The sequence below is a fragment of the Pseudarthrobacter sp. L1SW genome (assembly GCF_020809045.1).
Taxonomy (GTDB): Bacteria; Actinomycetota; Actinomycetes; order Actinomycetales; family Micrococcaceae; genus Arthrobacter.
The window spans coordinates 3,174,482-3,193,181 of the sequence record NZ_CP078079.1; the positions used below are offsets into that span (position 1 = coordinate 3,174,482).

The window sequence follows — 18,700 nt, forward strand, 5'->3', positions numbered from 1 at the left end:
CAGTTTTCGTAGCGGTTCCGCGGCGGCCTGGCCTGCGCCGCGCGGAGCTGCTTGGCCTTACGGGCCTTTTGCACCTTGCTGATGATGGTGGGCAGGAAGAATAAGAACAGTCTTTTCACAGTTGGCGTCCTCCTCCCGGCATGTCGGTGTACGGGTCATCGGGATCCCTCAGCGGGACCCCGCCTTCGGTGCCGGGGTATGCGGGCCGGGCGGGTTCCCCGTAAATGGTTTCGCCGTAGGCGGGCTGGACAGGCACGGGCTCCCGATAGAGCGATTCCTCGCCCCAGGGCGCAACAGGGCTTGCGGCAACCGGCGCCTGTCCCGGGCGGGGCGGGATTCCCTCCTGCGCCTCCGGGCCGGGGGCGCCTGCCTGGAGGCTCCGCGCCACCCGGCCGGCAAGCAGCCCTGCGCCGGCGGCCAGGAGCAGGAACGTGCCCGGCTTGCGGCGGGCGAAGGACTGCACGTCATTCAGGAGTGATCCCGGATCCTTGCCCTCGATCCAGGACGCCACCGCGGCCGTGCGGTCGGCAGCCTGGCGAACAAGGTCGCTGGCTACGCCCTGCTGGTCCGGCGCATCAGCCATGGTGCGCAGCTGGGTGGAGATGGTCTTGACGCCGTCAGCGGCTTTCTGCTGCTGGGCACCGGCTTGGCTGCTCACGCCGGACTTCGCCTGGTGCAAGAGGTCCTTCGCACTGGACTTCGCCTCGGACGCCACGTTTCCAGCCTCGAGCTTGGCGGCCTGGGCCACATTTCGGACCTCACCGGCCGCCTGCCCGGCAACGTTCCCGTACTCGGTCATCATCGCTCGCTTTCGTTGGAAGGCAACTGGTCCCTGAAACCCAGCATGTAGAGATAGTAAGTATGGTTACTACTTAGATACTAAGCACACTTGCTATTGATCGCGCAACGCTTGCCTCCCAGCCTCCCCTCCCAACTAGGTAGCGCTAAGTGTCTTTTTGGGGCGTCAAAACGACACTTAGCGCTACCTAGTTGGGGTGGGCAGTCCGCCGTGCCGCTGGCTACGAACCCTAGAGTGGCACGACGGAACACCCCCACGAATGACAAGGAAGACCGATGGCTGACCTCACCGCATTTGCCCTGATCTGCTCCCTGACCCCCTCGCCCGAGCCGTCCAGCAGCGAACTCATGGCACGCCACGTGCTGGACGAACTCGCAGCGCACGGCGTCAGCGGAACCTCCGTGCGGGTGGTGGACCACAACGTGATGCCCGGCGTGCAGGTGGACATGGGCGCCGGCGATGCCTGGCCCGGGATCCGCGAGAAGATCCTGGCGGCCGACATCCTGGTCCTGGCCACCCCCATCTGGATGGGCCATCCCAGCAGCATCACCCAGCGGGTCATCGAGCGCCTGGACGCGGACCTCGCGGAAACGGACGACGCCGGCAGGCCCGTTATGTACGGGAAGGTGGCGGTCGTGGCGGTGGTGGGCAACGAGGATGGCGCCCACAAGACCGTTGCTGACACGCAGCAGGCGCTGAACGACGTCGGCTTCACCATTCCCGCCCAGGGCGCCACTTACTGGGTGGGCGAGGCCATGCAGACAGTGGATTACAAGGATCTGGACAGCGTCCCCGAGAAGGTGGCCGCCACCACCGCCGGTGCCGCGCGCAACGCTGCGCACCTGGCCCGGTCCCTCGCCACGGCCCCGTACCCGGCCGGGTAAGGGCTGGGGACCGGCCGGGCTCCTCAGCCGTTGCCGCCCAGCGGATTTCCTCGGCCATCTGCTCGGACTGGGTCCAGTGCAGGTAGTGCCCGCCTTCCAGGGGGACGATCCGCTGGCGCCTGACGTTCTTCAGCAGGTCCTGCGTTGACGATGTCTTGGTGGCTGTGGAATCGGTCTTTTCATCGGCGATGAAGGCAAGGACGGGCAGGTCATCGGGATAGCCAACTCCCTTCAGGGCGGCGGCGTTGTTGGCAATCCGCGCTGATTCGTCGGCAACGGCGGGATTGCCGTAGTTCCAGCTCATCATCTGGCGCATGCGCTTCAGCTCGTCCTCCGTGTAGGCGTCGCTGTCCGGGTCCAGCAGGCCCGGGGCTATAGCGGTGACGGACCGGACCAGCCCGGTAAAGGAGAGCACCCGCTCGATGTTGATGCCGGGCTGGGGCTCCTCAACCTGACCGTGCCCGGGTTTCGGTATGGTGGCGTCGATGCCCACCACCGCGGACACCTCACTGCGGAACCGGTTGGCGTAGTCAAGCATGTAGAACCCGGCAATGGAGTGCCCTGCCAGGACGTACGGCTGCCTCACCTGCAGTTTCGCCACGACGTCGTGCAGCTCGGTGCTGATGTTCTCGTTGGTGCGCGCGCTGCCTTCCATATCGCTGTAGCCGTAGCCAATCCCTTCGACCACGATGACGTCGAAGCCGTCCAGCGCACGGATCAGCGGCGCAAAGTCGAGGGCAGGGGCCGGCGTTCCCAGGCCACCGAGGAGGATGATCGGTTGGCCGCCGCCCCCGCTCCGGTACACGTTCAGGGCTTCGCTGCCCACGCGGACCCGTTCGCCGTAGGCGGGAACGCTCGACTTCTCCGCCCGCTCCATGACCAGGTTGACCGCCGTCGACACCAGGACCAGCCCGAGCCAAACCAGCGCGGCGATGCCGGTCCGGCGCAACCAGCGCCGGGGCTTTTTCCGGGGACCCGCACCTGTTGTGGCCGCTTCCCCGGAACCCCGTCCACGGAGCGGGCGGGTAGCCACCGGATCAGGCGGGCTTTGCGAAGACCGCGGCACTCATGACTTCGTAGCCCACGAATGCCTCATCACCCTCCACCCAGGCGTCATGGCCGGCCGGAATGCTGTACGCATGGCCGGGGCTCACCGTGCTCCGTGTTCCGTCTTCCATTTCAACAGTGAGCGTCCCGGCGGTGCAGATCCCCACATGGTTCACCTGGCAGGTATCCGTATGGACCACGGTCTTGACGGTTTCGGACCACCGCCAGCCCGGCTCAAAGGTGAACCTTCCCAACGTGGTTCCGCCGAGGTTCACCACGTCCACCTGCGTCTTGGGCGGGCGGCGCTTTTCATCGGGTTCGTCAAAGGACTTCGCTTCAAGGGCGTTGACAGTTACTCCGGCCATTTCATTTTCTCCAGACAGGGAATGGACTGTTCGTCCGGGGCGTCCAGGCCGCTCCGGGGGCGTTGGCTGGCCGACGCACGCTGAGTCAACACCGCCAACAGTGGCACCCAGCGCTATCAGCCTGCGCCGACGGATGTGCCGTGTCAAGACACGCGGGCGGAGTCCCCCGGGCGCAGGAATGCGCATGGCCGCCGGGGAACCCCGCGCGTAGAATGAAGGCGGTTCCGGGCGCGGAATTTCCCGCAGGTCCGGGCCTCTGCTGAGGACGGACCGCCATGCTCAAGGCACTGTTATGCAGGGTAAATCTGGGGCACCACTGGCTGGCCGACACGGACCAGGACGGTAATTTCCGCCGGCACTGCACCCACTGCGGAAAAGTCGACCGCCGGGTGGCCACATGGCCGGGCCTTAGCGCCCCCGGCAATCCGGAGGCCCACCCCATGGACCACCACGGCAACTGGTGATTCCGGCTAGGATTCCGGGATGGGACTCATCATCACACTGCTTATCATCTGGCTTGTCCTGTCCATCCTCGGCTTCGTCATCAAAGGCTTGGTGTGGCTGGCGGTCATCGGCCTGGTGCTGTTCGTGGCCACAGCTGTCTGGGGCTGGGTGAAACGCAACGCCTGACGACCCACTGAGGTGACGCGCCGCCGTCGTCAGCTCGCGGGGTCGTACTGGAACTGCCGGACTTCCTGCGCGCAGCGGCAGGCGACGGCGATCTTCGCAGCCCACTCCAGCGCCGCCTCCCGCGAGGGCAGTTCGAGGATGGTGTAGCCGCCGTTGGGTACCGTATGGCCCGGGTAGGTGCCCTCGGTGACTGTGCCGTCGCCGGCCACCATCACCGGGGCCACGTCCTCGGCGATCCCGCCACCGAAGACATAGACGCCCGCCTCCTTGGCCTCCTCGATGACGGCATGCGAGGTTCTCACCACCTCCTCGAACTCCTCCTCGGGGACCTGCATGGCCTCACCGGGGAACGAGATCAGGTACTTCGCCATTCGCGGGCTCCTTTGCTTCGGCGGCATGATCCGGCTTTTCACGCACCATGGTTCGTGCCCGATTATGGCGCCGGCCCCCGACATGCAGTCAAGGTGCCACAACCGCGCTCCCCCGGACGCCGGAATCGAGGGGGGGCTACCCGGGTTGTACACGGCCCGGTCGGGGTTGCCGGCCGCAGCCGTGCGTTCCTGCCCAGTTGCTTGCCTGGCAACCGGGCGGCGCGCCGCGAACCACGGTGTGTCCCCGGCTTTAACGGGTTGAGCGGGCTGACCCCCGGAGTAACTGGGCAGGAAGGCACGTCCTCCCGTGGCCCCTAGTTCCCCGCGCCGAGCTTCCCGCCCAGCCGTTCGCGCATGGTGGTGCTGGCGTCATTGAGGCCGATGATTTTCACGTCCTTGCCGTGGGCGCGGTACTTCTCGGTGATGGCGTCCAGGGTGGCGATGGTGGAAGCGTCCCAGAGGTGCGAGGCGTGCATGTCGATCACTACGTGGGCCGGGTCCAGGGCGTACTCGAACTGGGTGTAGAGGTCGTTGGAGGAGGCAAAGAACAGCTCGCCGTCCACCACGTAGGTGGCGGTCTGATGGCGGTTGACGGTGGACAGCGTCCGTTCCACGGTGACGAAGTGGGCCACGCGGCGGGCGAACAGCACCATGGCCACGAGCACCCCGACGCCCACGCCGATGGCCAGGTTGTGCGTGCCGACGGTAGCGATGACGGTGGCCAGCATCACCAGGGTTTCGCTCTTGGGCATCATCTTCAGGGTGCGTGGGTGGATGCTGTGCCAGTCGAAGGTGGCCCACGAGACGAAGATCATCACGGCCACCAGCGCCGCCATGGGGATCAGGGACACGACGCCGCCGAGCACCACCACGAGGACCAGCAGGAAGGCGCCGGCCAGGAAGGTGGAGATCCGGGTGCGTGCGCCGGAGGCCTTGACGTTGATCATGGTCTGGCCGATCATCGCGCAGCCGCCCATCCCACCGGTGAAACCCGTGACGAGGTTGGCCACGCCCTGGCCCCAGGCCTCCCGGGTCTTGTCCGAGCGGGTGTCCGTGATGTCGTCCACGAGTTTGGCGGTCATCAGGGATTCGAGGAGCCCCACGAACGCCATGGCGAGGGCGAACGGGAAGGTGACCTGAAGGGTTTCGAGGCTGAACGGAACGTTGGGGAGGAACAGCGACGGCAGCGAGTCGGGCAACTCGCCCTTGTCCCCCACCGTGGGGACGGCGATGGACGCGAACACTGTGACCAGGGTGAGGACCACGATTGCCACCAGCGGGGCGGGCACGGCGCTGGTGAGCCTGGGCAGGCCGAACACGATCAGCAGGGCAAGCGCCAGCAGCGGATACACCAGCCACGGCACGTTGAGCAGCTCCGGAACCTGGGCCATGAACACCAGGATGGCCAGCGCGTTGACGAAGCCCACCATCACGGACCGCGGAATGAAGCGCAGCAGCCTGGCCACGCCGGAGAGGCCCAGGATGATCTGGAAAATTCCGGCCAGGATGACCGTGGCAATCAGGTAGTCCGCACCGTGGGACTTCACCAGCGGGGCAATCACCAGGGCCACCGCGCCCGTGGCGGCGGAGATCATGGCGGGCCTGCCGCCCACAAACGCGATGGTCACGGCCATGGTGAAGGAGGCGAAGAGTCCCAGGCGGGGATCGACGCCGGCAATGATGGAGAACGCGATGGCCTCCGGGATCAGCGCCAGTGCGACGACCAGCCCGCCCAGGACCTCGGTCTTGAGCCTCCGCGGGGACTTCAGGGCCTCCCGGACGGACTGGAGCTGCTCTGGGGTGCAGGCGCGGGTTTCCCCGGCGGTTGTGGCGGCCATTGCGGTCTCCGTTCAGGCTAGGGACGACGCGCGGGCGTCAGCCGTGGGCGGGTTCGCCCGTGATGCGGTGGTCAGCGTGGTTGATGGTTTCGCGGATGAGCCGCACCAGGTGGCCGTCGTGGAGCGAGTAGATCACGTGGCGGCCGTCCTTGCGGGTGTCCACCAGCCCGCTCAGCCGGAGTTTGGCCAGGTGCTGGCTCACCACTGTCCGCGGCACCGCCGCCGCTGCCGTGAGTTCCGTGACGGTCTTGGGGCCCTCGGCCAGCTGCCACAGCAGGTGCAGGCGCGTTGGCTCGGCGAGCATCCGCAGTGTGGCGGACGCCGTCTCCAGCAGTTCCGGGCCGGGGTCTACCGGGTGGACAAGGGAGGGCGCGTCAGGCGCGGGGTGTGGTCCGCTGGAGGGCTGGCTGCTCACCGTGCTGTTCCTCCCCTGCGGCTTCCGTGGCTGGTGCGGCCACGTGCCGCGGCCAGGACAGGAACGCTCCTGCACTGGCTATTATCGCAACAATTGTCAGTGCCAGCGCAGCCCAGCCCAGGCCCGCCACAGCGCCCACCCACCCGGCCAGCGGATAGGTGAGGATGTAGCAGGCGTGCGAGAGGGAGAACTGCGCCGCAAAAACATAGGGCCGGGTGTCCTCGGTGGACGCCTCGCGCAGGAGCCTTGACGACGGCGTGAGGATGGTTGCGCTGGCAGCGCCCAGCAGGAGCCACAGGCCCAGCAGCAGCCACCACCCGCTTGGGGCGGGGTCCAGGGCGCGGTCCAGGGAGAGCGCGGCGGCGCCCGCCAGGATGAAGGGGATGACAGCAGCCCCGGTGAGCATCACGGCCCTGTCCCCGAACCGGTCGAGGACCTGCGGGGCGGCCAGCGCCACAATCATGGACCCCACGCCGAAGCAGGCCAGCGCCAGGGCCAGGTCGGTGTCCGGGCGCCTCAGGACATCCCGGACGTAGACCACCGTGTTGACCAGCACCATCGCCGTCGGGGCGGCAACCACCAGGTTGAGGGCCAGCAGCGACCGCAGCCGCCGGTTCCGCCAGAAGATCCTGGCGCCCAGGGTGGTGCGGTGCCACAGCGAGGCCTGCGGCACTGGGGCGGACGCGTTTTTGGGCAGGGTACTGATGGCCACCATGGCTGCGGAGGACAGGAAGCCGGCAACCGTCCCGAGGAACAGGTTGTTGTAGCCCACCACAGTCAGCAGCAGCGCGGCTATAGCCGGGCTGGCCAGGGCCTCCATGTCATACGCAAGCCGGGACAGGGACAGAGCCCGGGTGTACTCCCGCTCATCCGGAAGGACGGCGGGGATCAGCGACTGGAAGGCTGGGGTGAAGGTGGCGGAGGCGGACTGGAGCAGGAAGATGACCGCATAGATCTGCCATGTCTCGCTGATGAACGGCAGGGACAGCGCCATCACCGCGCGGAGCATGTCGGCCCCGATGAGGACCCGTTTCCTGGGCCACCGGGCCACCAGCGCAGTAATCACCGGCGCCAGCCCCACGTAGGCGAGCATCTTGACCGTCAGCGCTGTCCCCAAGACGGCCCCGGCGTTGCTGCCGGCAAGGTCGTAGGCCAGCAGTCCGAGCGCCACTGTCAGCAGGCCCGTGCCGATCAGCGCAACAATCTGCGCGGCAAACAGCCGCCGGTAGGTGGCGTTCCGCAGCACCGACCACAATGGGTCCACCTCCTTGAGTGCATATGTGCATGACTATGCACTCAAGAGTAGACCCTCCAGGCGCGGGACAAGGAAAGGGTGCGGCCCCACTGGAGCCGCACCCTTCCGCTTGCCACAAGGCACCTAGTCTTTCTTGAAGGCGTCCTTGACCTTTTCCCCGGCCTGCTTAAGGTCGCCCTTAGCCTGGTCAGTCTGGCCCTCGGCCTTCAAACGATCGTCACCGGTTGCTTCACCGGCGGCCTCTTTGCCCTTGCCGCCCAGCTTTTCGGCGGTGTTTTCGATCTTGTCATCCAAACCCATGGTGTTTCTCCCTACGGTCGGCTCCCGCCTGCGTAACGCCAGCGGCTTGCCCTCCCATCGTAACCACAAATCACTAAGGGTGCTGATTATTGATTGCCACCCGCTGGCTGCCGGTCACCGAGCGGCCGCCAGGTGCCGACGTCGATAGGCTGGACCTGTGCCATCCCTCGCCGCACTGGTCCCCACGCTGTGGGCTGTTGCCATCCTGATGGCCCTGGCCACGGCAGTGCTCTGGGGCGCCCGCTCGCCGTCGTTCCTTGCCCCTGCCTTGGCCATCCTGCGCGGCGCCGCGCAACTGGCCCTCATCAGCCTGGTGCTGGGCGGCATCATCACGGACCCGCTGTGGGTGGGGGCCGCGCTGCTGGTCATGTTCACGGTGGCCGCGGTGACGGCAGCGCGCCGGCTGTCCTGGTCCTGGCGGCGCTTCGGGGCGGTGGCGGCCACCATGGCCGCGGGGATCACCGTGACCCTGGTGGTGGTGTTCGGCACCGGGGCCGTGGAGCTCGCACCGCGGTACGTGCTTGCCGTGGGCGGGATCGTGATCGGCAACTGCATGACAATCGCTGTCCTGGCCGGGCGCCGGTTTTTCGAAACCGTCCACGAGCAGTGGGACCAGGTGGAAGGCTGGCTGGCCCTGGGCGCGGCACCCAGGCGCGCCACGCTGTTCCAGGCCCGCGTGTCCGTGCATTCAGCCCTGATCCCCTCGACCGACCAGACCAAGACCACAGGCCTGGTGACGCTGCCCGGCGCGTTCGTGGGCGCCATTTTCGGCGGCGCGTCACCGCTGGAGGCCGGCCGGTTCCAGGTGGTGGTGCTGGCGTCCATCATGGCGGCGGGCGCCATCACCGCCGTCGCGCTCGTCCATTCCCTCGGCGCAGTCAAGGTCCGCCCGGACCCAACTAGGTAGCGCTAAGTGTCGTTTTGGGCGGTCAAAACGACACTTAGCGCTACCTAGTTGGGCTGGCGGGGAGGGGTTCAGGGGACGCGGACCGTGCAGTTGACGGCGTCGGCCACCACCTCCTCCAGGTCTCCCGTCCGGTGCAGCACCTCGAGCTGCCGTACAGCTCCCGTCCCGGTGCGCAGCACCTCGTCCACCAGTTCCTCCACATGGTCCAGGTCGCCAATGTCCTCCAGCGCCTCACGGATGTGGTTCAGGAGGGAATTGACGACGGCGAGCGCCGGGGCGGGGCGGCTGGTCACCGGATCCAGGAGTTCCGCACGCAGCCCCCACCGGCTCGCTTTCCAGCCGGCCAGCCGCAGCAGCCCGGTGGGTACTGCGACGGGCGGGACGCCCTCGCGCCATTCCCTGGCGGCCGTTTCCACGAGCCCGCGGGCTATCCCGGCGAGCAGTACGGTGTGCTGCGGCCGGAGGCACACGTCCGCGATCCGGATTTCCACCGTGGGATAGTGCCGGGACAACCGGGCGTCGAAATAAATCATCCCCTCGTCCAGCGCCACGCCGGTGCTCACCATGTCATGCACCAGCTGGTGGTAGGCATCCGGCGAACCCAGAATTTCCAGGGGCCCGGCGGACGGCCAGCGGTTCCAGACCTGCGAGCGGTAGCTGGCGTAGCCGCTGTCCTCGCCGTGCCAGAACGGGGAGTTTGCGCTGAGCGCGATCAGCACCGGGAGCCAGGTCCGGATCCGGTCCAGCACCGCCACCCCCTCCTCCGCCGAGTCAACCGACACGTGCATGTGGCAGCCGCACGTGAGCTGTTCCCTGGCGGTGAGGCCGTACTCCTCGGCCATGGCCGCGAACCGCCGCAGCTGCACCGGATGCGGGTCGCAGGGCAACGGGGACGTTGCCAGGGCGGCCACCCTGACCCCCACGTCCTCGGCGGCCTGGCGGGCGATGGCCCTGCCCGCAATGATGTCCGCTTGGAGCGCAGCCATGGTGGAGTGCGGCGGCGTGACCACCTCGATCATTTCCTGCTGGAACTCGGCCGTCAGTACGGGACCGGCGCTCGAATCCAGCGGCCGGACGTACAGGTCAAGGAGGGCAGCCGCCATGGGCACCGCCTCCCCTATCGCGGGGTCCACCAGGAGCAGTTCCTCCTCGATCCCGAAGGTCCGGGTCGTCCGTGCACTGCCGCTGCCGCCTACTCCGTTGCCGTCACTGCCCAAGCTGCCCATCGCCGTCGTCCTTTGATCCCCTAACCCGCCCACTCCGTTCCATCCGCGCCAGTTCATCCCGGAAGGCGGCAAGCAGTGGACTGCACGTCCACCACCGGGAGGCCCACGCTGCGGACGGCGTCCGCCAGCCAGTTGGCCGAGCGGAGCAGGTCCTGCGCGTGCTCCGGCACCCCCAGCACGCCGGGCACGCGCACCCACTCGGCCAGCTGCCCCTCCGGCAGCCCGGCCGCGAGCGGACAAAGGCGTGAAGCCGCGCGCCGCCGTCGTGATCCCGGGCGCTGCCACGGCCGTCCATGCCCGCTCCCCTGCCCCTCTCCCGCCGCCGGACCGGTCAGCGCGGCCGGGCAGGATCGCAGCAGCTGACCAGCTGCGGCATCTCCCCCTTGGCAAGGCCGTAAATCCGGGTGGGAAGCGTGCCCGCCGGGAGGTGGCCGTGGTCCGGCAGGGGCGGTTCCTTGTGCAGGAGTGCCACGGTGTTTTGGGGTGCATCGGTCATGACTGCGGAGCCCCCTGCGCGGAGCCGGAGCGGTCCGGCGAGCCCGTCCGCCCGGATGTGGATGGCCCGCCCGACGTGCCCCAGCCTTGTGCCAGGCGGTCGTAAACCAGGTCCAGCAGCTCCGCGGCCCTCTGGTTCAGCCTGCGCGAGTCATCCAGGCTCCGGTCCAGCCGGGCGATTTCCGCCCGCAGCTGGGCGATGTCCGAGGCAGCTACGGCCAGCCGGAGGTGGACCTCCTCCAGGGGGTCGGCCAGCGGCTCGTGCTCCTGCAAAGCCTCAATCAGGGGATCATTCATGGCGTTGTCCTCCGTTGTATTCGGCGGGTTGCTGCGGCACGTGCGTGGACGCGGCAGTCCCAACCGGAACTGGCGTGGACGGGCTCTGCATACCGCCGAGTGAAGAACATGATAAGCACACTTACCAATGCCCGGGAAGAGGTGCCTGCCATGATGTCTGGCGCTGGGACGCTATGCGGGCCATATGCGGGCCGTGTGCGGGCGACTGCCCGGACCCTGTGGGCGATAGTCGGGCGTACGCAGGCGTGTGCTGGCTGCGGCCACGCCGGCTGCTCTGGCTGTACTTCCTTTTGTGTGACGCGTAATCTCAGGAGTGTGACGGGAATCATTTCCCTTCCCCTCCAGGCCCCCTGCACAGGCCCCAGGAGCAGCCGCTGGAGTAAACCGGCGGCACATGATGCAGAAGCGGAACGGGGCCAACCATGGCAACCTCGCACTTCCAGCAGTTCCTCCACCAAGCCACTGTTTTCGATCCGTCCAACGACGGCGGCCTGGGGCCCGACTGCCTCTACGGCCTGTACGTCAGCTGGGCCGAACTCCACGGGCTGCAGCCCAGATCAGACCAGGCATTCCGCGCCGGAATGCACCGCTGCGGCGTCGACCTGGGGGACAGCAGGCTCCGGATGACGGGGCCGGCCGCGGCTGACTACATCCTCTACAGCTATCCGGCTGTCGCCTGATGTCGCTCTATTGGGATGATGTGGGCGCAGAGTCCGCCCCTTGGCCGGACAACCCTTCGGACGTCCTGGCTTTCGGCGGCAACTACATCCATTGCGGGCAGCCGATGACGCGCGCCGGAGCGGAAGTGCGCCGCATCTCCAGTACATACGAGGAAAAGGACCGGCCGGACCCCTTGGCGGTCTATCTCGCCACCCGGGTGCTCCGTTGCTGTTGCGGTTTCCAGATGGAGATTCCGGACCACAGCCACGCCGGGAACCCGGACCCAAACCAGGAGACGGCGGAGTGAGCAGCCTGCCCCTGGACGACCTGACTGTGGCTGTGGCGCGCATCCGCGGGTTGCTGCTGAGCCAGGAAAAAGCGGACAGGGCCGTCAGCCTGCTGGCCCAGGCGATCAAGCAGGCCATGCCTGGCGCCACAGGAACGGGAGCCTCGCTCCTGGACCCGGCCGGCGGCCTGGTGAGCAGCGGCTCCACGGATGCCGTGGTGCGGCAGGCCGACACCGCTCAGTACGAACTGGGTGAGGGCCCTTGCCTCACGGCGTGGGCCGCGGAAGAAGTAGTCATTATCCAGGACGTCCACACGGAGGGGCGGTGGCCCCGCTGGACGTCGGCGGTTGCCGGGCTGCCCGTCCGATCGGTGGTCAGCGCGCCCCTGCTGGCCGGAAAGGAAGCGATCGGAGCCTTGAAGATCTATTCGGCCCTGCCCGGGCAGTACGACGACGACGCCGGAAGCACCCTGGCCCTCTTCGCCGGAACTGCCGCGACTCTCCTGGCACACATCCAAGGCAGCGAGGCGCCGCTTCGGATGTCCGAGGAGCTCAAGGCCACGCTGGCCAGCCGGGACACCATCAACCGCGCCTGCGGGGTGCTAATGGAACGCCACGGCATCAGCCATGACCAGGCCTTGCAACAGATGATCAACAACGCGCGGGCGGCCGGTGCCCCCTTGGTCAAGATCAGCGAAAAGCTGGTCACCAAGGTGCCGCCTGCCGAAGGCTAGGGCGGACTGTGGGCTTCGATCCGCACGAACCAGAGCAGCGCAGCCGGCTTAATCAGGCCCTGGCCGCGGCAGACGTCACCGCGGGCGAGCTTTGGCTCCGGTACTTCGGCATGAGCGGTTCTGCCGGCGAGTATGAGGTCCAGGCATACCTTGAGGGCCTTCTTTCGCTGCCGCCCAGTGAGCGCGATCTGCTGGCCATGGCGGCGAATGAGCTCATCCGCGAGGCACCGGAACGGCTCATCCGTGGCGCTCCGCCGCTGCTGGCACCCTACGCGGACCAGCTGAACGGCTCCACGCAGGGCGAGCGGTCCGGGAGCGACTGACTGCCCACCCCTGACCCGCCCACCTCGGGCGGTGGGCGGGTCAGGGGTGGGGACGCGGCACCGGGCAGGGGACGACGGCGAAGCGGCGGTTGTCCAGCACCGGCACCTGCCTGCGCACACGCTTGAGCCGGTCCAGGCTGAGGTCCGCAACGATGAGTCCCGCTTCTTCCCCGGCGTTGGCCACCACCACGCCCGCCGGGTCCACCGCCATGGAGTATCCCGTGGCCAGCGGCCCGGTCTGGTTGGCTGCCAGGACGTAGGCCGTGTTCTCGATGGCCCTTGCCTTGAGCAGGGTGCTCCAGTGGTCCTCCTTGCCCGGACCCCTTATCCACATGGCGGGAACCAGGAGCACGTCCGCTCCGGCGTCCACCGCCGCCCGGGCACTCTCCGGGAACCGGAGGTCGTAGCAGGTGAACGCGCCGAACCCGAAGCCGCCCAGGCTGAACACCAGCGGTTCCCCCGGCCTGCCGAGGGCAATTCCCTCACTTTCCCGGTAGCCGAAGGCATCGTAGAGATGGACCTTCCGGTAGCAGCCCAGCATGACGCCGCGGCTGTCCAAGGCCACCAGGGTATTGTGCGGCAGCCCGTCCGGGTTCCTCTCATAGGTCCCCACCACCACGGCGATTCCGTGCCGCCTGGCGAGGGCGGCGACGGCGGCGACGAAGGGGCCGTCCAGGTCCTGCGCCACGGCCGCAATTGCCCTGGACCCCTCATTGCTGCCGTAGAGGCTGGACTCAGGAAGAAGGACCAGGTCCGCTCCCGCACCCGCCGCCGCCTCCACCAGCCGGCCCACCGCCGTCGTATTTTCACCGGCGTTGGTGCCTGCACTGAACTGGCCTGCCGCCACGCGCATCATGCTGCTCCTTCCCAAGCGGCCGGCCACGTTTTCCCGGATGCCGCCCAACCCCTTCCCACCAGCATCCTGCCCGTGCAAGGGTTGCCAGACAAGCCTCCCGCCCCTGGCCGTAGGCACGGGCTCGTGCAGGGGCCTCTGGAGCGTTCGGGAAGGATCCGCCGTGGGTACACGCGAAAAATTCTTAGGCTACGACGCCGGACGGTTGCCTTGGTTGACTGGTAGCGCGGGGAGGCGTCCAGGAGCTGGGCGATGGTGGTGCCGATGAGTTCAACAGGGCTGATTTCCGCCGATGCCGCGCCGCAGCTGATTTATTCAGCATGCCTGCCATCCTGCGCTACTCAAACACCTTTTGACCGGACGTTTGGCTGCCCCGGTACAACAGCCAGCCGCCCACCACCAGGGCTACGCTGACGGCCAGGAAGCCGAGGTCCCATGCCAGCGGCCCGCCAAGATCGTCCCTGACGTGGTGGATCTGCAGCAGCTGGTGGTTGACCAGGCCTTCGACGATATTGAAGCCGCCCCATCCCGCAAGGGCCAGGCCCCCGTGGAACTCCCAGTCAGGGGACAGCCGGCCCTGCCGCCGTGCCCGCACCACCAACGCGGCCGACGCCACCACCAGCACCCACATGGCACTGTGGAACAATCCGTCCGCCAGGGTGTTGAGTTCGAGTCCGGGCACTGTCCTGGTGCTGCCGCTTTCGGTGTGGCTGAGCATGTGGTGCCATTGCAGCAGCTGGTGCAGGACAATCCCGTCCACGAAACCGCCCACCCCCATCCCGAACAGGAAGGCGGGCGCCCGCGCCGCCGTCCCAGCCGCGCTGCCAACTGCCCCGGCAGGCGCCGGCCTACTGCGTTCCCGTGACATTTCGAGCCCCCTCCGCCGGTGCGACCTTCAGCTTGTCCCTACCCGCCGTCGTCCGCTCTAAGCGCAGCGAGCCGCCACAGGTGATGTAAAGGGACGCCCGTGCCCAACGCCGGCACAAGGTGAAACGTAGGGCAGGCGGTGCTTGCCGTCCGCCCGCCGTCGGACGTTCCTCGCCCCGGTTTTCGACAAGGTTATCCACTGGTGACGCGCACGTTCCCTGACGCGGCCCATATATGGGGGGCGCCGCCGATTTTGTGCGTCGCAGGCAAAGATGTGCGTCGCAGGCAAAGATGCGCGTCGCCCGTGCGGCAGAGGCCCTGTTCGCCGGAGCTGAAGGTCACAGGAAAAACACCCGATTGAAACAATTCAGCAACCTCGCCACGGCAAGCTGTGCGTACGGGGACACAACAGCAGGAGGCGCATCATGGAGGCACAAAAAGTACTGACAGCCCAGCTCCGCATCGGCGACCAGATCGAGGCGTGGCACAACGGCAAGCTATTCCACCGGGGGCGGGTGACCGACGTCGTACCCGCCCTGGAACTCTTCTGGATTTTGGACGCGAGGACGGGCGCGCGGAAGCTGCTGGACCCGGAGGCGCTGGAGATCCGGCACGTGGAGGAGCAGGCCAAGCCGCTGGCACCGGCCTGATTTTCGCGGAGCGGCTGGTGCCGTCCCGGGCAAAGGGGGCGGCACCGGCGCGTGCATAGAATGGACCCATTGCGGCACCGCTGCGGCACTCCGGGCGCCACCCGCCCGCAACCACCACGAAGGAGCACACCGTGATCGGATTCATCGTCGCCGGCCTCATCATCGGCGCGCTTGCCCGCCTCATCAAGCCGGGCAAGCAGAACCTGGGCCTGCTGGCCACCCTCCTGCTGGGCCTTGCCGGCTCGGTCATCGGCGGGGTGGTGGCTTCGCTCCTGGGCACCGGGGACATCTTCGAGCTGAACTTCCTGGGCTTCATCGTGGCCGTCATCGCCTCGGTGCTCCTCGTGGGTACGGCCGAAGCAGTGGCCGGCCGGCGGAGTTCAGTCCGCCGCTAAGCCTGGCTCTAGGCCCTGCCCTGGTACACGTCCGGGATGCCGTCCTGGTCAGCGTCCACCCTCTCAAGCTCTTCGGCGGCCCGGTACTGCCGGTTCCGGGTCTTCAGCACCGCCGTCGCCAGCAGCGCGGCGAGCAGGGACGCGGCCAGGATGCCCACCTTGGCATGGTCGTCGTGCAGGCTGCCCTGCCCGAAGCTCAGCTCGGCCACCAGCAGGGACACCGTGAAGCCGATGCCGGCCAGGAGCGCCACCCCAAAAATATCGATCCACTTAAAGGACTCATCCAGCCGTGCCCTGGTGGCCTTGGTCAGGACCCACGTGGTGCCCAGGATGCCGACCGGTTTGCCCAGCACCAGCGCCACGATGATGCCCAGCGCCACCGGATCCGCGAGCGCCGAGCCCAGTCCTTCCAGTCCGCCCACGGCCACGCCGGCGGAGAAGAACGCGAAGATGGGAACCGCGATGCCGGCGGAAATGGGCCGGAACCGGTGCTCGAAGATTTCCGCCAGGCCGGGCCCTGCCTCCGGGCCGCCGCCGGCCTGGGACCGAACGACGGGGATGGCGAAGCCCAGCAGCACCCCGGCAACGGTGGCGTGGATGCCTGAAGCGTGCACCAGCGCCCAGGTGGCCACACCCAGCGGCAGCAGGATGACCCAGGACGCAAAGACCTTGCGGCCGAAGAAGTGGCGGAACTTCTGGGCCAGGAACGCGTAGACGGCCAGCGGAATGAGGGCCAGGAGCAGCGGCATGGGCTGCAGGTCGCTGGTGTAGAAGAACGCGATGATGCTGATGGCGATGAGGTCGTCCACCACGGCCAGGGTGAGCAGGAAGATGCGCAGTGCGCTGGGCAGGTGTGATCCGATGATGGCCAGCACCGCCACGGCGAACGCGATGTCCGTGGCAGTGGGGATGGCCCAGCCGCGCAGGGTTTCAGGGCTGGTGAAATTGATTGCCGCATAGATCACTGCCGGGACCAGCACGCCGCCCACGGCTGCGGCCACAGGAACTATCGACTTGCTGATCTGGCGCAGGTCCCCGGCCACGAACTCGCGTTTGAGCTCCAGGCCCACCAGGAAGAAGAAGATGGCCAGCAGTCCGTCGGCGGCCCACGCGCCAAGGCTGAGGTCAAGGTGCCAGGGCTCGTAGCCAACCTTGAAGTCGCGGAGGGCAAAGTAGCTGTCCGACGCCGGCGAGTTGGCCCAGAGGAGGGCGATGAGCGCAGCGGACACCAGCAGGGCCCCGCCAACCGTTTCCTTGCGGAGAATCTCGCCGATCCGGAGTGCCTCCGCGTAGCTGCCGCGGGCAAAAACGGCGGGCTTCCGCGGCGGGGCTGGGGGCTGGGCGGGCGAGGGATGGTTCATAGGGGGCTCCCGGGATCTGGGTTCGACAAAATCATGCCGACCAGACTTCCCGGCGCACCTTTGTCCATCCTACAGGGACCGCTTTGTGCTCCATTTCACTTTTGTCCCATCCGGAACAGCAGCAGCGCCGAATCACTGCTGTCCCTCATCTGGGACGACCACGTCACTTGTATGAGGAGACTGCTTTCCGATGAACAAGACACTTCGCTACCTTGCTGTTCCCACGCTCGCCCTCGGCGCCCTTGCCCTTTCCGGCGCCCCCGCCACGGCCCATGACGGGGCCGACCACTACCAGTCCACCCTGGGCCAGCTCAACGGCAGCGCGGGCTCCGGCAGCATCACCCTTGACGTCACGGGCAACCAGGCCCACGTTGTCCTGAAGGTTTCGGGCATGCCCGCCACCTTCATGGACGCCCCGTACCCGCACGTCCAGCACATCCACGGCGGAGCCCAGGGCGCCTGCCCGGCTCCTTCTGCCGACAAGGACGGCGACCAGGTCATCTCCACCACCGAGGGCGCCCCGTCCTACGGCGGCATCGTCACCACCCTCTCCACGAGCGGCGACACCAGCCCCGCCGCGGGCCTTGACTTGAAGGTGGGCGGCCAGGGCGCCGCCTACACCGTTGACCGCACGTTTGAACTGAACGCCGAGACCAAGGCGGCCCTCCAGGCAGGCACCGCGGTGGTGGTGGTCCACGGCCTTGACCCGGCCACCCTCAGCGCAGCCGGCCAGGCCGCAAAGAGCGACCTCGCCCCCACCCTCCCGCTGGCCGCAACATCCCCGGCCCTGTGCGGGACCCTGGTGGCCGGGCAGATGAAGATGCCGGCAGGCGGCGCTGATACCGGCATCACCCAGGAGACGGGCACCGGCACCGGAGCCCTGGCAGTTGGCGGCGGCCTCGCCCTGGTTGCCCTCGCCGGCGGCGCCTACGTGGTCCGCCGCCGCAGCTCCGGATCAGCCGCGTAGCAACAGGCCGACTGGATCAGCACTGTGAATGACACGGATTCCGGCCGCCGCGGGGGCCTTTGGGCCTCCACGGCGGCCGGGCTTCTGCTCGCCTTGGCCCTTGCCGGCTGCGGCTCCGGCAGCAACGGAACGTCCGACGCCGGCGCCCCACCTTCCGCTTCCGGCGCCCCTTCCGCGGCGGTCGTCTCTCCTCCGCCCGCCCCGGCCGTGGCGGCACCTTCCGCGTCCACTCCCGCGGCCGCGCCCTCCGCAGCAGGGCCCGCAGCCCTGCCCCGGTCCGAGCCGGTGGCCCTGGAAATCCCCGCGATCGGGGTGCGGACCGACCTCCTGAAGCTCGGCCTGCGGGAGAATGGATCGCTGGAGGTCCCCCAGGACAGCGGGAACGGCGCACCGGCCAGCTGGTACAACGGTTCACCCACCCCGGGCGAACGCGGCCCGTCCGTCATGCTGGGCCACGTCAACTCACCCAACGGCCGCGGCGGCGTCTTCGCGGACCTCCGCAAGCTTGCCCCCGGGATGGACGTCGCCGTTTCCCGCGCTGACGGCAGCACCGCCGTCTTCACCGTTGACCGCGGCGAGCTCTACGGCAAGGACAGCTTCCCCACACTGGAGGTCTACGGAAACACCTCCGGGCCCGAACTCCGGCTGATTACCTGTGACGGCTACGATCCCGCCACCGGGCTCTTCGACGACAACTACGTGATCTACGCCAAGCTCAAAGCCTGACCGGGGCCTCCAGGCAAACGCCACCCCAAACGGCCGCAGGATCCGGAAC

The 18,700-nt window shown here is 67.8% G+C and carries 25 protein-coding genes and 1 pseudogene; 11 read left to right on the forward strand and 15 right to left on the reverse strand.

Annotation, left to right across the window (positions count from 1 at the left end; genetic code table 11):
- Positions 1 to 115: 115 nt before the first annotated feature.
- Positions 116 to 799 carry a hypothetical protein gene (locus KTR40_RS19150; protein WP_370633143.1) on the reverse strand — a complete coding sequence of 228 codons (684 nt, stop codon included), beginning with the start codon at positions 797 to 799 and terminating at the stop codon, positions 116 to 118.
- 275 nt (positions 800 to 1,074) lie between these two features.
- On the opposite strand from KTR40_RS19150, the gene KTR40_RS14690 reads away from it, so the two are divergent.
- Positions 1,075 to 1,683 carry a flavodoxin family protein gene (locus tag KTR40_RS14690; protein WP_139030191.1) on the forward strand — a complete coding sequence of 203 codons (609 nt, stop codon included), beginning with the start codon at positions 1,075 to 1,077 and terminating at the stop codon, positions 1,681 to 1,683.
- A gap of 109 nt (positions 1,684 to 1,792) precedes the next feature.
- Here KTR40_RS14690 and KTR40_RS14695 read toward each other — a convergent pair.
- Together KTR40_RS14695 and KTR40_RS14700 are read right to left on the reverse strand one after the other, a co-directional pair.
- Positions 1,793 to 2,560, reverse strand: a pseudogene (locus tag KTR40_RS14695) (alpha/beta fold hydrolase); the annotation flags it as partial.
- A 160-nt stretch (positions 2,561 to 2,720) separates the two neighbouring features.
- A complete protein-coding gene (locus KTR40_RS14700; protein ID WP_139030193.1) occupies positions 2,721 to 3,095 on the reverse strand; it encodes a cupin domain-containing protein in 375 nt (124 codons plus the stop codon).
- Between the two features lie 483 nt (positions 3,096 to 3,578).
- Between KTR40_RS14700 and KTR40_RS14705 the strand changes: the two genes are divergently transcribed.
- Entirely contained in the window at positions 3,579 to 3,725 is a 147-nt protein-coding gene (locus KTR40_RS14705) for a hypothetical protein (protein ID WP_171059088.1), read from the forward strand.
- A 29-nt stretch (positions 3,726 to 3,754) separates the two neighbouring features.
- Here KTR40_RS14705 and KTR40_RS14710 read toward each other — a convergent pair whose 3' ends face one another.
- From KTR40_RS14710 to KTR40_RS14730, 5 genes are all read right to left on the reverse strand, one after another.
- On the reverse strand, positions 3,755 to 4,096 hold the full coding sequence (locus KTR40_RS14710; protein WP_228404210.1) for a YciI family protein: 342 nt from the start codon (positions 4,094 to 4,096) through the stop codon (positions 3,755 to 3,757).
- Between the two features lie 314 nt (positions 4,097 to 4,410).
- Positions 4,411 to 5,934, reverse strand: a complete 1,524-nt coding sequence (locus tag KTR40_RS14715) for a SulP family inorganic anion transporter (protein ID WP_228404211.1) — start codon at positions 5,932 to 5,934, stop codon at positions 4,411 to 4,413.
- Between the two features lie 37 nt (positions 5,935 to 5,971).
- A complete protein-coding gene (locus tag KTR40_RS14720; protein ID WP_139030197.1) occupies positions 5,972 to 6,349 on the reverse strand; it encodes a helix-turn-helix transcriptional regulator in 378 nt (125 codons plus the stop codon).
- Positions 6,309 to 7,604, reverse strand: coding sequence for an MFS transporter (locus KTR40_RS14725; RefSeq protein ID WP_228406156.1), 1,296 nt, complete (start codon positions 7,602 to 7,604; stop codon positions 6,309 to 6,311). Before KTR40_RS14725 ends, KTR40_RS14720 begins: the two co-directional genes overlap by 41 nt.
- Positions 7,605 to 7,727: 123 nt before the next feature.
- Positions 7,728 to 7,904, reverse strand: a complete 177-nt coding sequence (locus tag KTR40_RS14730) for a CsbD family protein (protein WP_139030215.1) — start codon at positions 7,902 to 7,904, stop codon at positions 7,728 to 7,730.
- Between the two features lie 157 nt (positions 7,905 to 8,061).
- Between KTR40_RS14730 and KTR40_RS14735 the strand changes: the two genes are divergently transcribed.
- Positions 8,062 to 8,811 (forward strand): ABC transporter permease, encoded by a 750-nt coding sequence (locus KTR40_RS14735; protein ID WP_228404212.1) that lies wholly within the window; start codon positions 8,062 to 8,064, stop codon positions 8,809 to 8,811.
- Positions 8,812 to 8,879: 68 nt separating this feature from the next.
- On the opposite strand, the gene KTR40_RS14740 is transcribed toward KTR40_RS14735, so the two are convergent.
- The 4 genes from KTR40_RS14740 to KTR40_RS14750 all read right to left on the reverse strand — a co-directional run bounded on the left by KTR40_RS14740 (position 8,880) and on the right by KTR40_RS14750 (position 10,829).
- A complete protein-coding gene (locus tag KTR40_RS14740; protein ID WP_139030217.1) occupies positions 8,880 to 10,037 on the reverse strand; it encodes a glutamate--cysteine ligase in 1,158 nt (385 codons plus the stop codon).
- A 53-nt stretch (positions 10,038 to 10,090) separates the two neighbouring features.
- Complete coding sequence (locus tag KTR40_RS19065; RefSeq protein WP_255708095.1) at positions 10,091 to 10,225, reverse strand: hypothetical protein; 135 nt, start codon at positions 10,223 to 10,225, stop codon at positions 10,091 to 10,093.
- A gap of 143 nt (positions 10,226 to 10,368) precedes the next feature.
- Entirely contained in the window at positions 10,369 to 10,533 is a 165-nt protein-coding gene (locus KTR40_RS14745; RefSeq protein ID WP_228404213.1) for a hypothetical protein, read from the reverse strand.
- Positions 10,530 to 10,829: a hypothetical protein gene (locus tag KTR40_RS14750; RefSeq protein WP_139030218.1), complete on the reverse strand. Its 300-nt coding sequence runs from the start codon at positions 10,827 to 10,829 to the stop codon at positions 10,530 to 10,532. The genes KTR40_RS14745 and KTR40_RS14750 overlap by 4 nt, the downstream gene beginning before the upstream one ends.
- A 422-nt stretch (positions 10,830 to 11,251) precedes the next feature.
- On the opposite strand from KTR40_RS14750, the gene KTR40_RS14755 reads away from it, so the two are divergent.
- The 4 genes from KTR40_RS14755 to KTR40_RS14770 are packed head-to-tail and all read left to right on the forward strand — an operon-like array spanning position 11,252 to position 12,832.
- Positions 11,252 to 11,509: a hypothetical protein gene (locus KTR40_RS14755; RefSeq protein ID WP_139030219.1), complete on the forward strand. Its 258-nt coding sequence runs from the start codon at positions 11,252 to 11,254 to the stop codon at positions 11,507 to 11,509.
- A complete protein-coding gene (locus KTR40_RS14760; RefSeq protein ID WP_228404214.1) occupies positions 11,509 to 11,796 on the forward strand; it encodes a hypothetical protein in 288 nt (95 codons plus the stop codon). The genes KTR40_RS14755 and KTR40_RS14760 overlap by 1 nt, the downstream gene beginning before the upstream one ends.
- Positions 11,793 to 12,509: a GAF and ANTAR domain-containing protein gene (locus tag KTR40_RS14765; RefSeq protein WP_139030221.1), complete on the forward strand. Its 717-nt coding sequence runs from the start codon at positions 11,793 to 11,795 to the stop codon at positions 12,507 to 12,509. The genes KTR40_RS14760 and KTR40_RS14765 overlap by 4 nt, the downstream gene beginning before the upstream one ends.
- An 8-nt stretch (positions 12,510 to 12,517) precedes the next feature.
- Positions 12,518 to 12,832: a hypothetical protein gene (locus KTR40_RS14770; protein WP_139030222.1), complete on the forward strand. Its 315-nt coding sequence runs from the start codon at positions 12,518 to 12,520 to the stop codon at positions 12,830 to 12,832.
- A 40-nt stretch (positions 12,833 to 12,872) separates the two neighbouring features.
- On the opposite strand, the gene KTR40_RS14775 is transcribed toward KTR40_RS14770, so the two are convergent.
- Together KTR40_RS14775 and KTR40_RS14780 are read right to left on the reverse strand one after the other, a co-directional pair.
- The gene (locus KTR40_RS14775) at positions 12,873 to 13,688 is read right to left on the reverse strand and encodes a carbon-nitrogen hydrolase family protein (RefSeq protein WP_228404215.1); all 816 of its coding nucleotides are present in this window, start codon (positions 13,686 to 13,688) and stop codon (positions 12,873 to 12,875) included.
- A gap of 334 nt (positions 13,689 to 14,022) precedes the next feature.
- The gene (locus KTR40_RS14780) at positions 14,023 to 14,553 is read right to left on the reverse strand and encodes a DUF2243 domain-containing protein (RefSeq protein WP_228404216.1); all 531 of its coding nucleotides are present in this window, start codon (positions 14,551 to 14,553) and stop codon (positions 14,023 to 14,025) included.
- A gap of 424 nt (positions 14,554 to 14,977) precedes the next feature.
- Between KTR40_RS14780 and KTR40_RS14785 the strand changes: the two genes are divergently transcribed.
- Positions 14,978 to 15,202, forward strand: coding sequence for a hypothetical protein (locus tag KTR40_RS14785; RefSeq protein ID WP_139030224.1), 225 nt, complete (start codon positions 14,978 to 14,980; stop codon positions 15,200 to 15,202).
- Positions 15,203 to 15,333: 131 nt separating this feature from the next.
- Positions 15,334 to 15,597 carry a GlsB/YeaQ/YmgE family stress response membrane protein gene (locus KTR40_RS14790; RefSeq protein WP_139030225.1) on the forward strand — a complete coding sequence of 88 codons (264 nt, stop codon included), beginning with the start codon at positions 15,334 to 15,336 and terminating at the stop codon, positions 15,595 to 15,597.
- Positions 15,598 to 15,605: 8 nt separating this feature from the next.
- Here KTR40_RS14790 and nhaA read toward each other — a convergent pair whose 3' ends face one another.
- The gene (gene nhaA / locus KTR40_RS14795; protein ID WP_228404217.1) at positions 15,606 to 16,958 is read right to left on the reverse strand and encodes a Na+/H+ antiporter NhaA; all 1,353 of its coding nucleotides are present in this window, start codon (positions 16,956 to 16,958) and stop codon (positions 15,606 to 15,608) included.
- Positions 16,959 to 17,148: 190 nt separating this feature from the next.
- On the opposite strand from nhaA, the gene KTR40_RS14800 reads away from it, so the two are divergent.
- Positions 17,149 to 17,925 (forward strand): CHRD domain-containing protein, encoded by a 777-nt coding sequence (locus KTR40_RS14800; protein ID WP_139030227.1) that lies wholly within the window; start codon positions 17,149 to 17,151, stop codon positions 17,923 to 17,925.
- A gap of 24 nt (positions 17,926 to 17,949) precedes the next feature.
- A complete protein-coding gene (locus tag KTR40_RS19085) occupies positions 17,950 to 18,651 on the forward strand; it encodes a class F sortase (RefSeq protein WP_304940883.1) in 702 nt (233 codons plus the stop codon).
- Positions 18,652 to 18,700: the final 49 nt, after the last annotated feature.

Coding starts and splice junctions, on each gene's coding strand:
- KTR40_RS19150 (WP_370633143.1), bottom strand. CDS start 799: ATGACCGAGTACGGGAACGTTGCCGGGCAGGCGGCCGGTGAGGTCCGA.
- KTR40_RS14690 (WP_139030191.1), top strand. CDS start 1,075: ATGGCTGACCTCACCGCATTTGCCCTGATCTGCTCCCTGACCCCCTCG.
- KTR40_RS14700 (WP_139030193.1), bottom strand. CDS start 3,095: ATGGCCGGAGTAACTGTCAACGCCCTTGAAGCGAAGTCCTTTGACGAA.
- KTR40_RS14705 (WP_171059088.1), top strand. CDS start 3,579: ATGGGACTCATCATCACACTGCTTATCATCTGGCTTGTCCTGTCCATC.
- KTR40_RS14710 (WP_228404210.1), bottom strand. CDS start 4,096: ATGGCGAAGTACCTGATCTCGTTCCCCGGTGAGGCCATGCAGGTCCCC.
- KTR40_RS14715 (WP_228404211.1), bottom strand. CDS start 5,934: ATGGCCGCCACAACCGCCGGGGAAACCCGCGCCTGCACCCCAGAGCAG.
- KTR40_RS14730 (WP_139030215.1), bottom strand. CDS start 7,904: ATGGGTTTGGATGACAAGATCGAAAACACCGCCGAAAAGCTGGGCGGC.
- KTR40_RS14740 (WP_139030217.1), bottom strand. CDS start 10,037: ATGGGCAGCTTGGGCAGTGACGGCAACGGAGTAGGCGGCAGCGGCAGT.
- KTR40_RS14745 (WP_228404213.1), bottom strand. CDS start 10,533: ATGACCGATGCACCCCAAAACACCGTGGCACTCCTGCACAAGGAACCG.
- KTR40_RS14750 (WP_139030218.1), bottom strand. CDS start 10,829: ATGAATGATCCCCTGATTGAGGCTTTGCAGGAGCACGAGCCGCTGGCC.
- KTR40_RS14755 (WP_139030219.1), top strand. CDS start 11,252: ATGGCAACCTCGCACTTCCAGCAGTTCCTCCACCAAGCCACTGTTTTC.
- KTR40_RS14760 (WP_228404214.1), top strand. CDS start 11,509: ATGTCGCTCTATTGGGATGATGTGGGCGCAGAGTCCGCCCCTTGGCCG.
- KTR40_RS14775 (WP_228404215.1), bottom strand. CDS start 13,688: ATGATGCGCGTGGCGGCAGGCCAGTTCAGTGCAGGCACCAACGCCGGT.
- KTR40_RS14780 (WP_228404216.1), bottom strand. CDS start 14,553: ATGTCACGGGAACGCAGTAGGCCGGCGCCTGCCGGGGCAGTTGGCAGC.
- KTR40_RS14785 (WP_139030224.1), top strand. CDS start 14,978: ATGGAGGCACAAAAAGTACTGACAGCCCAGCTCCGCATCGGCGACCAG.
- nhaA (WP_228404217.1), bottom strand. CDS start 16,958: ATGAACCATCCCTCGCCCGCCCAGCCCCCAGCCCCGCCGCGGAAGCCC.
- KTR40_RS14800 (WP_139030227.1), top strand. CDS start 17,149: ATGAACAAGACACTTCGCTACCTTGCTGTTCCCACGCTCGCCCTCGGC.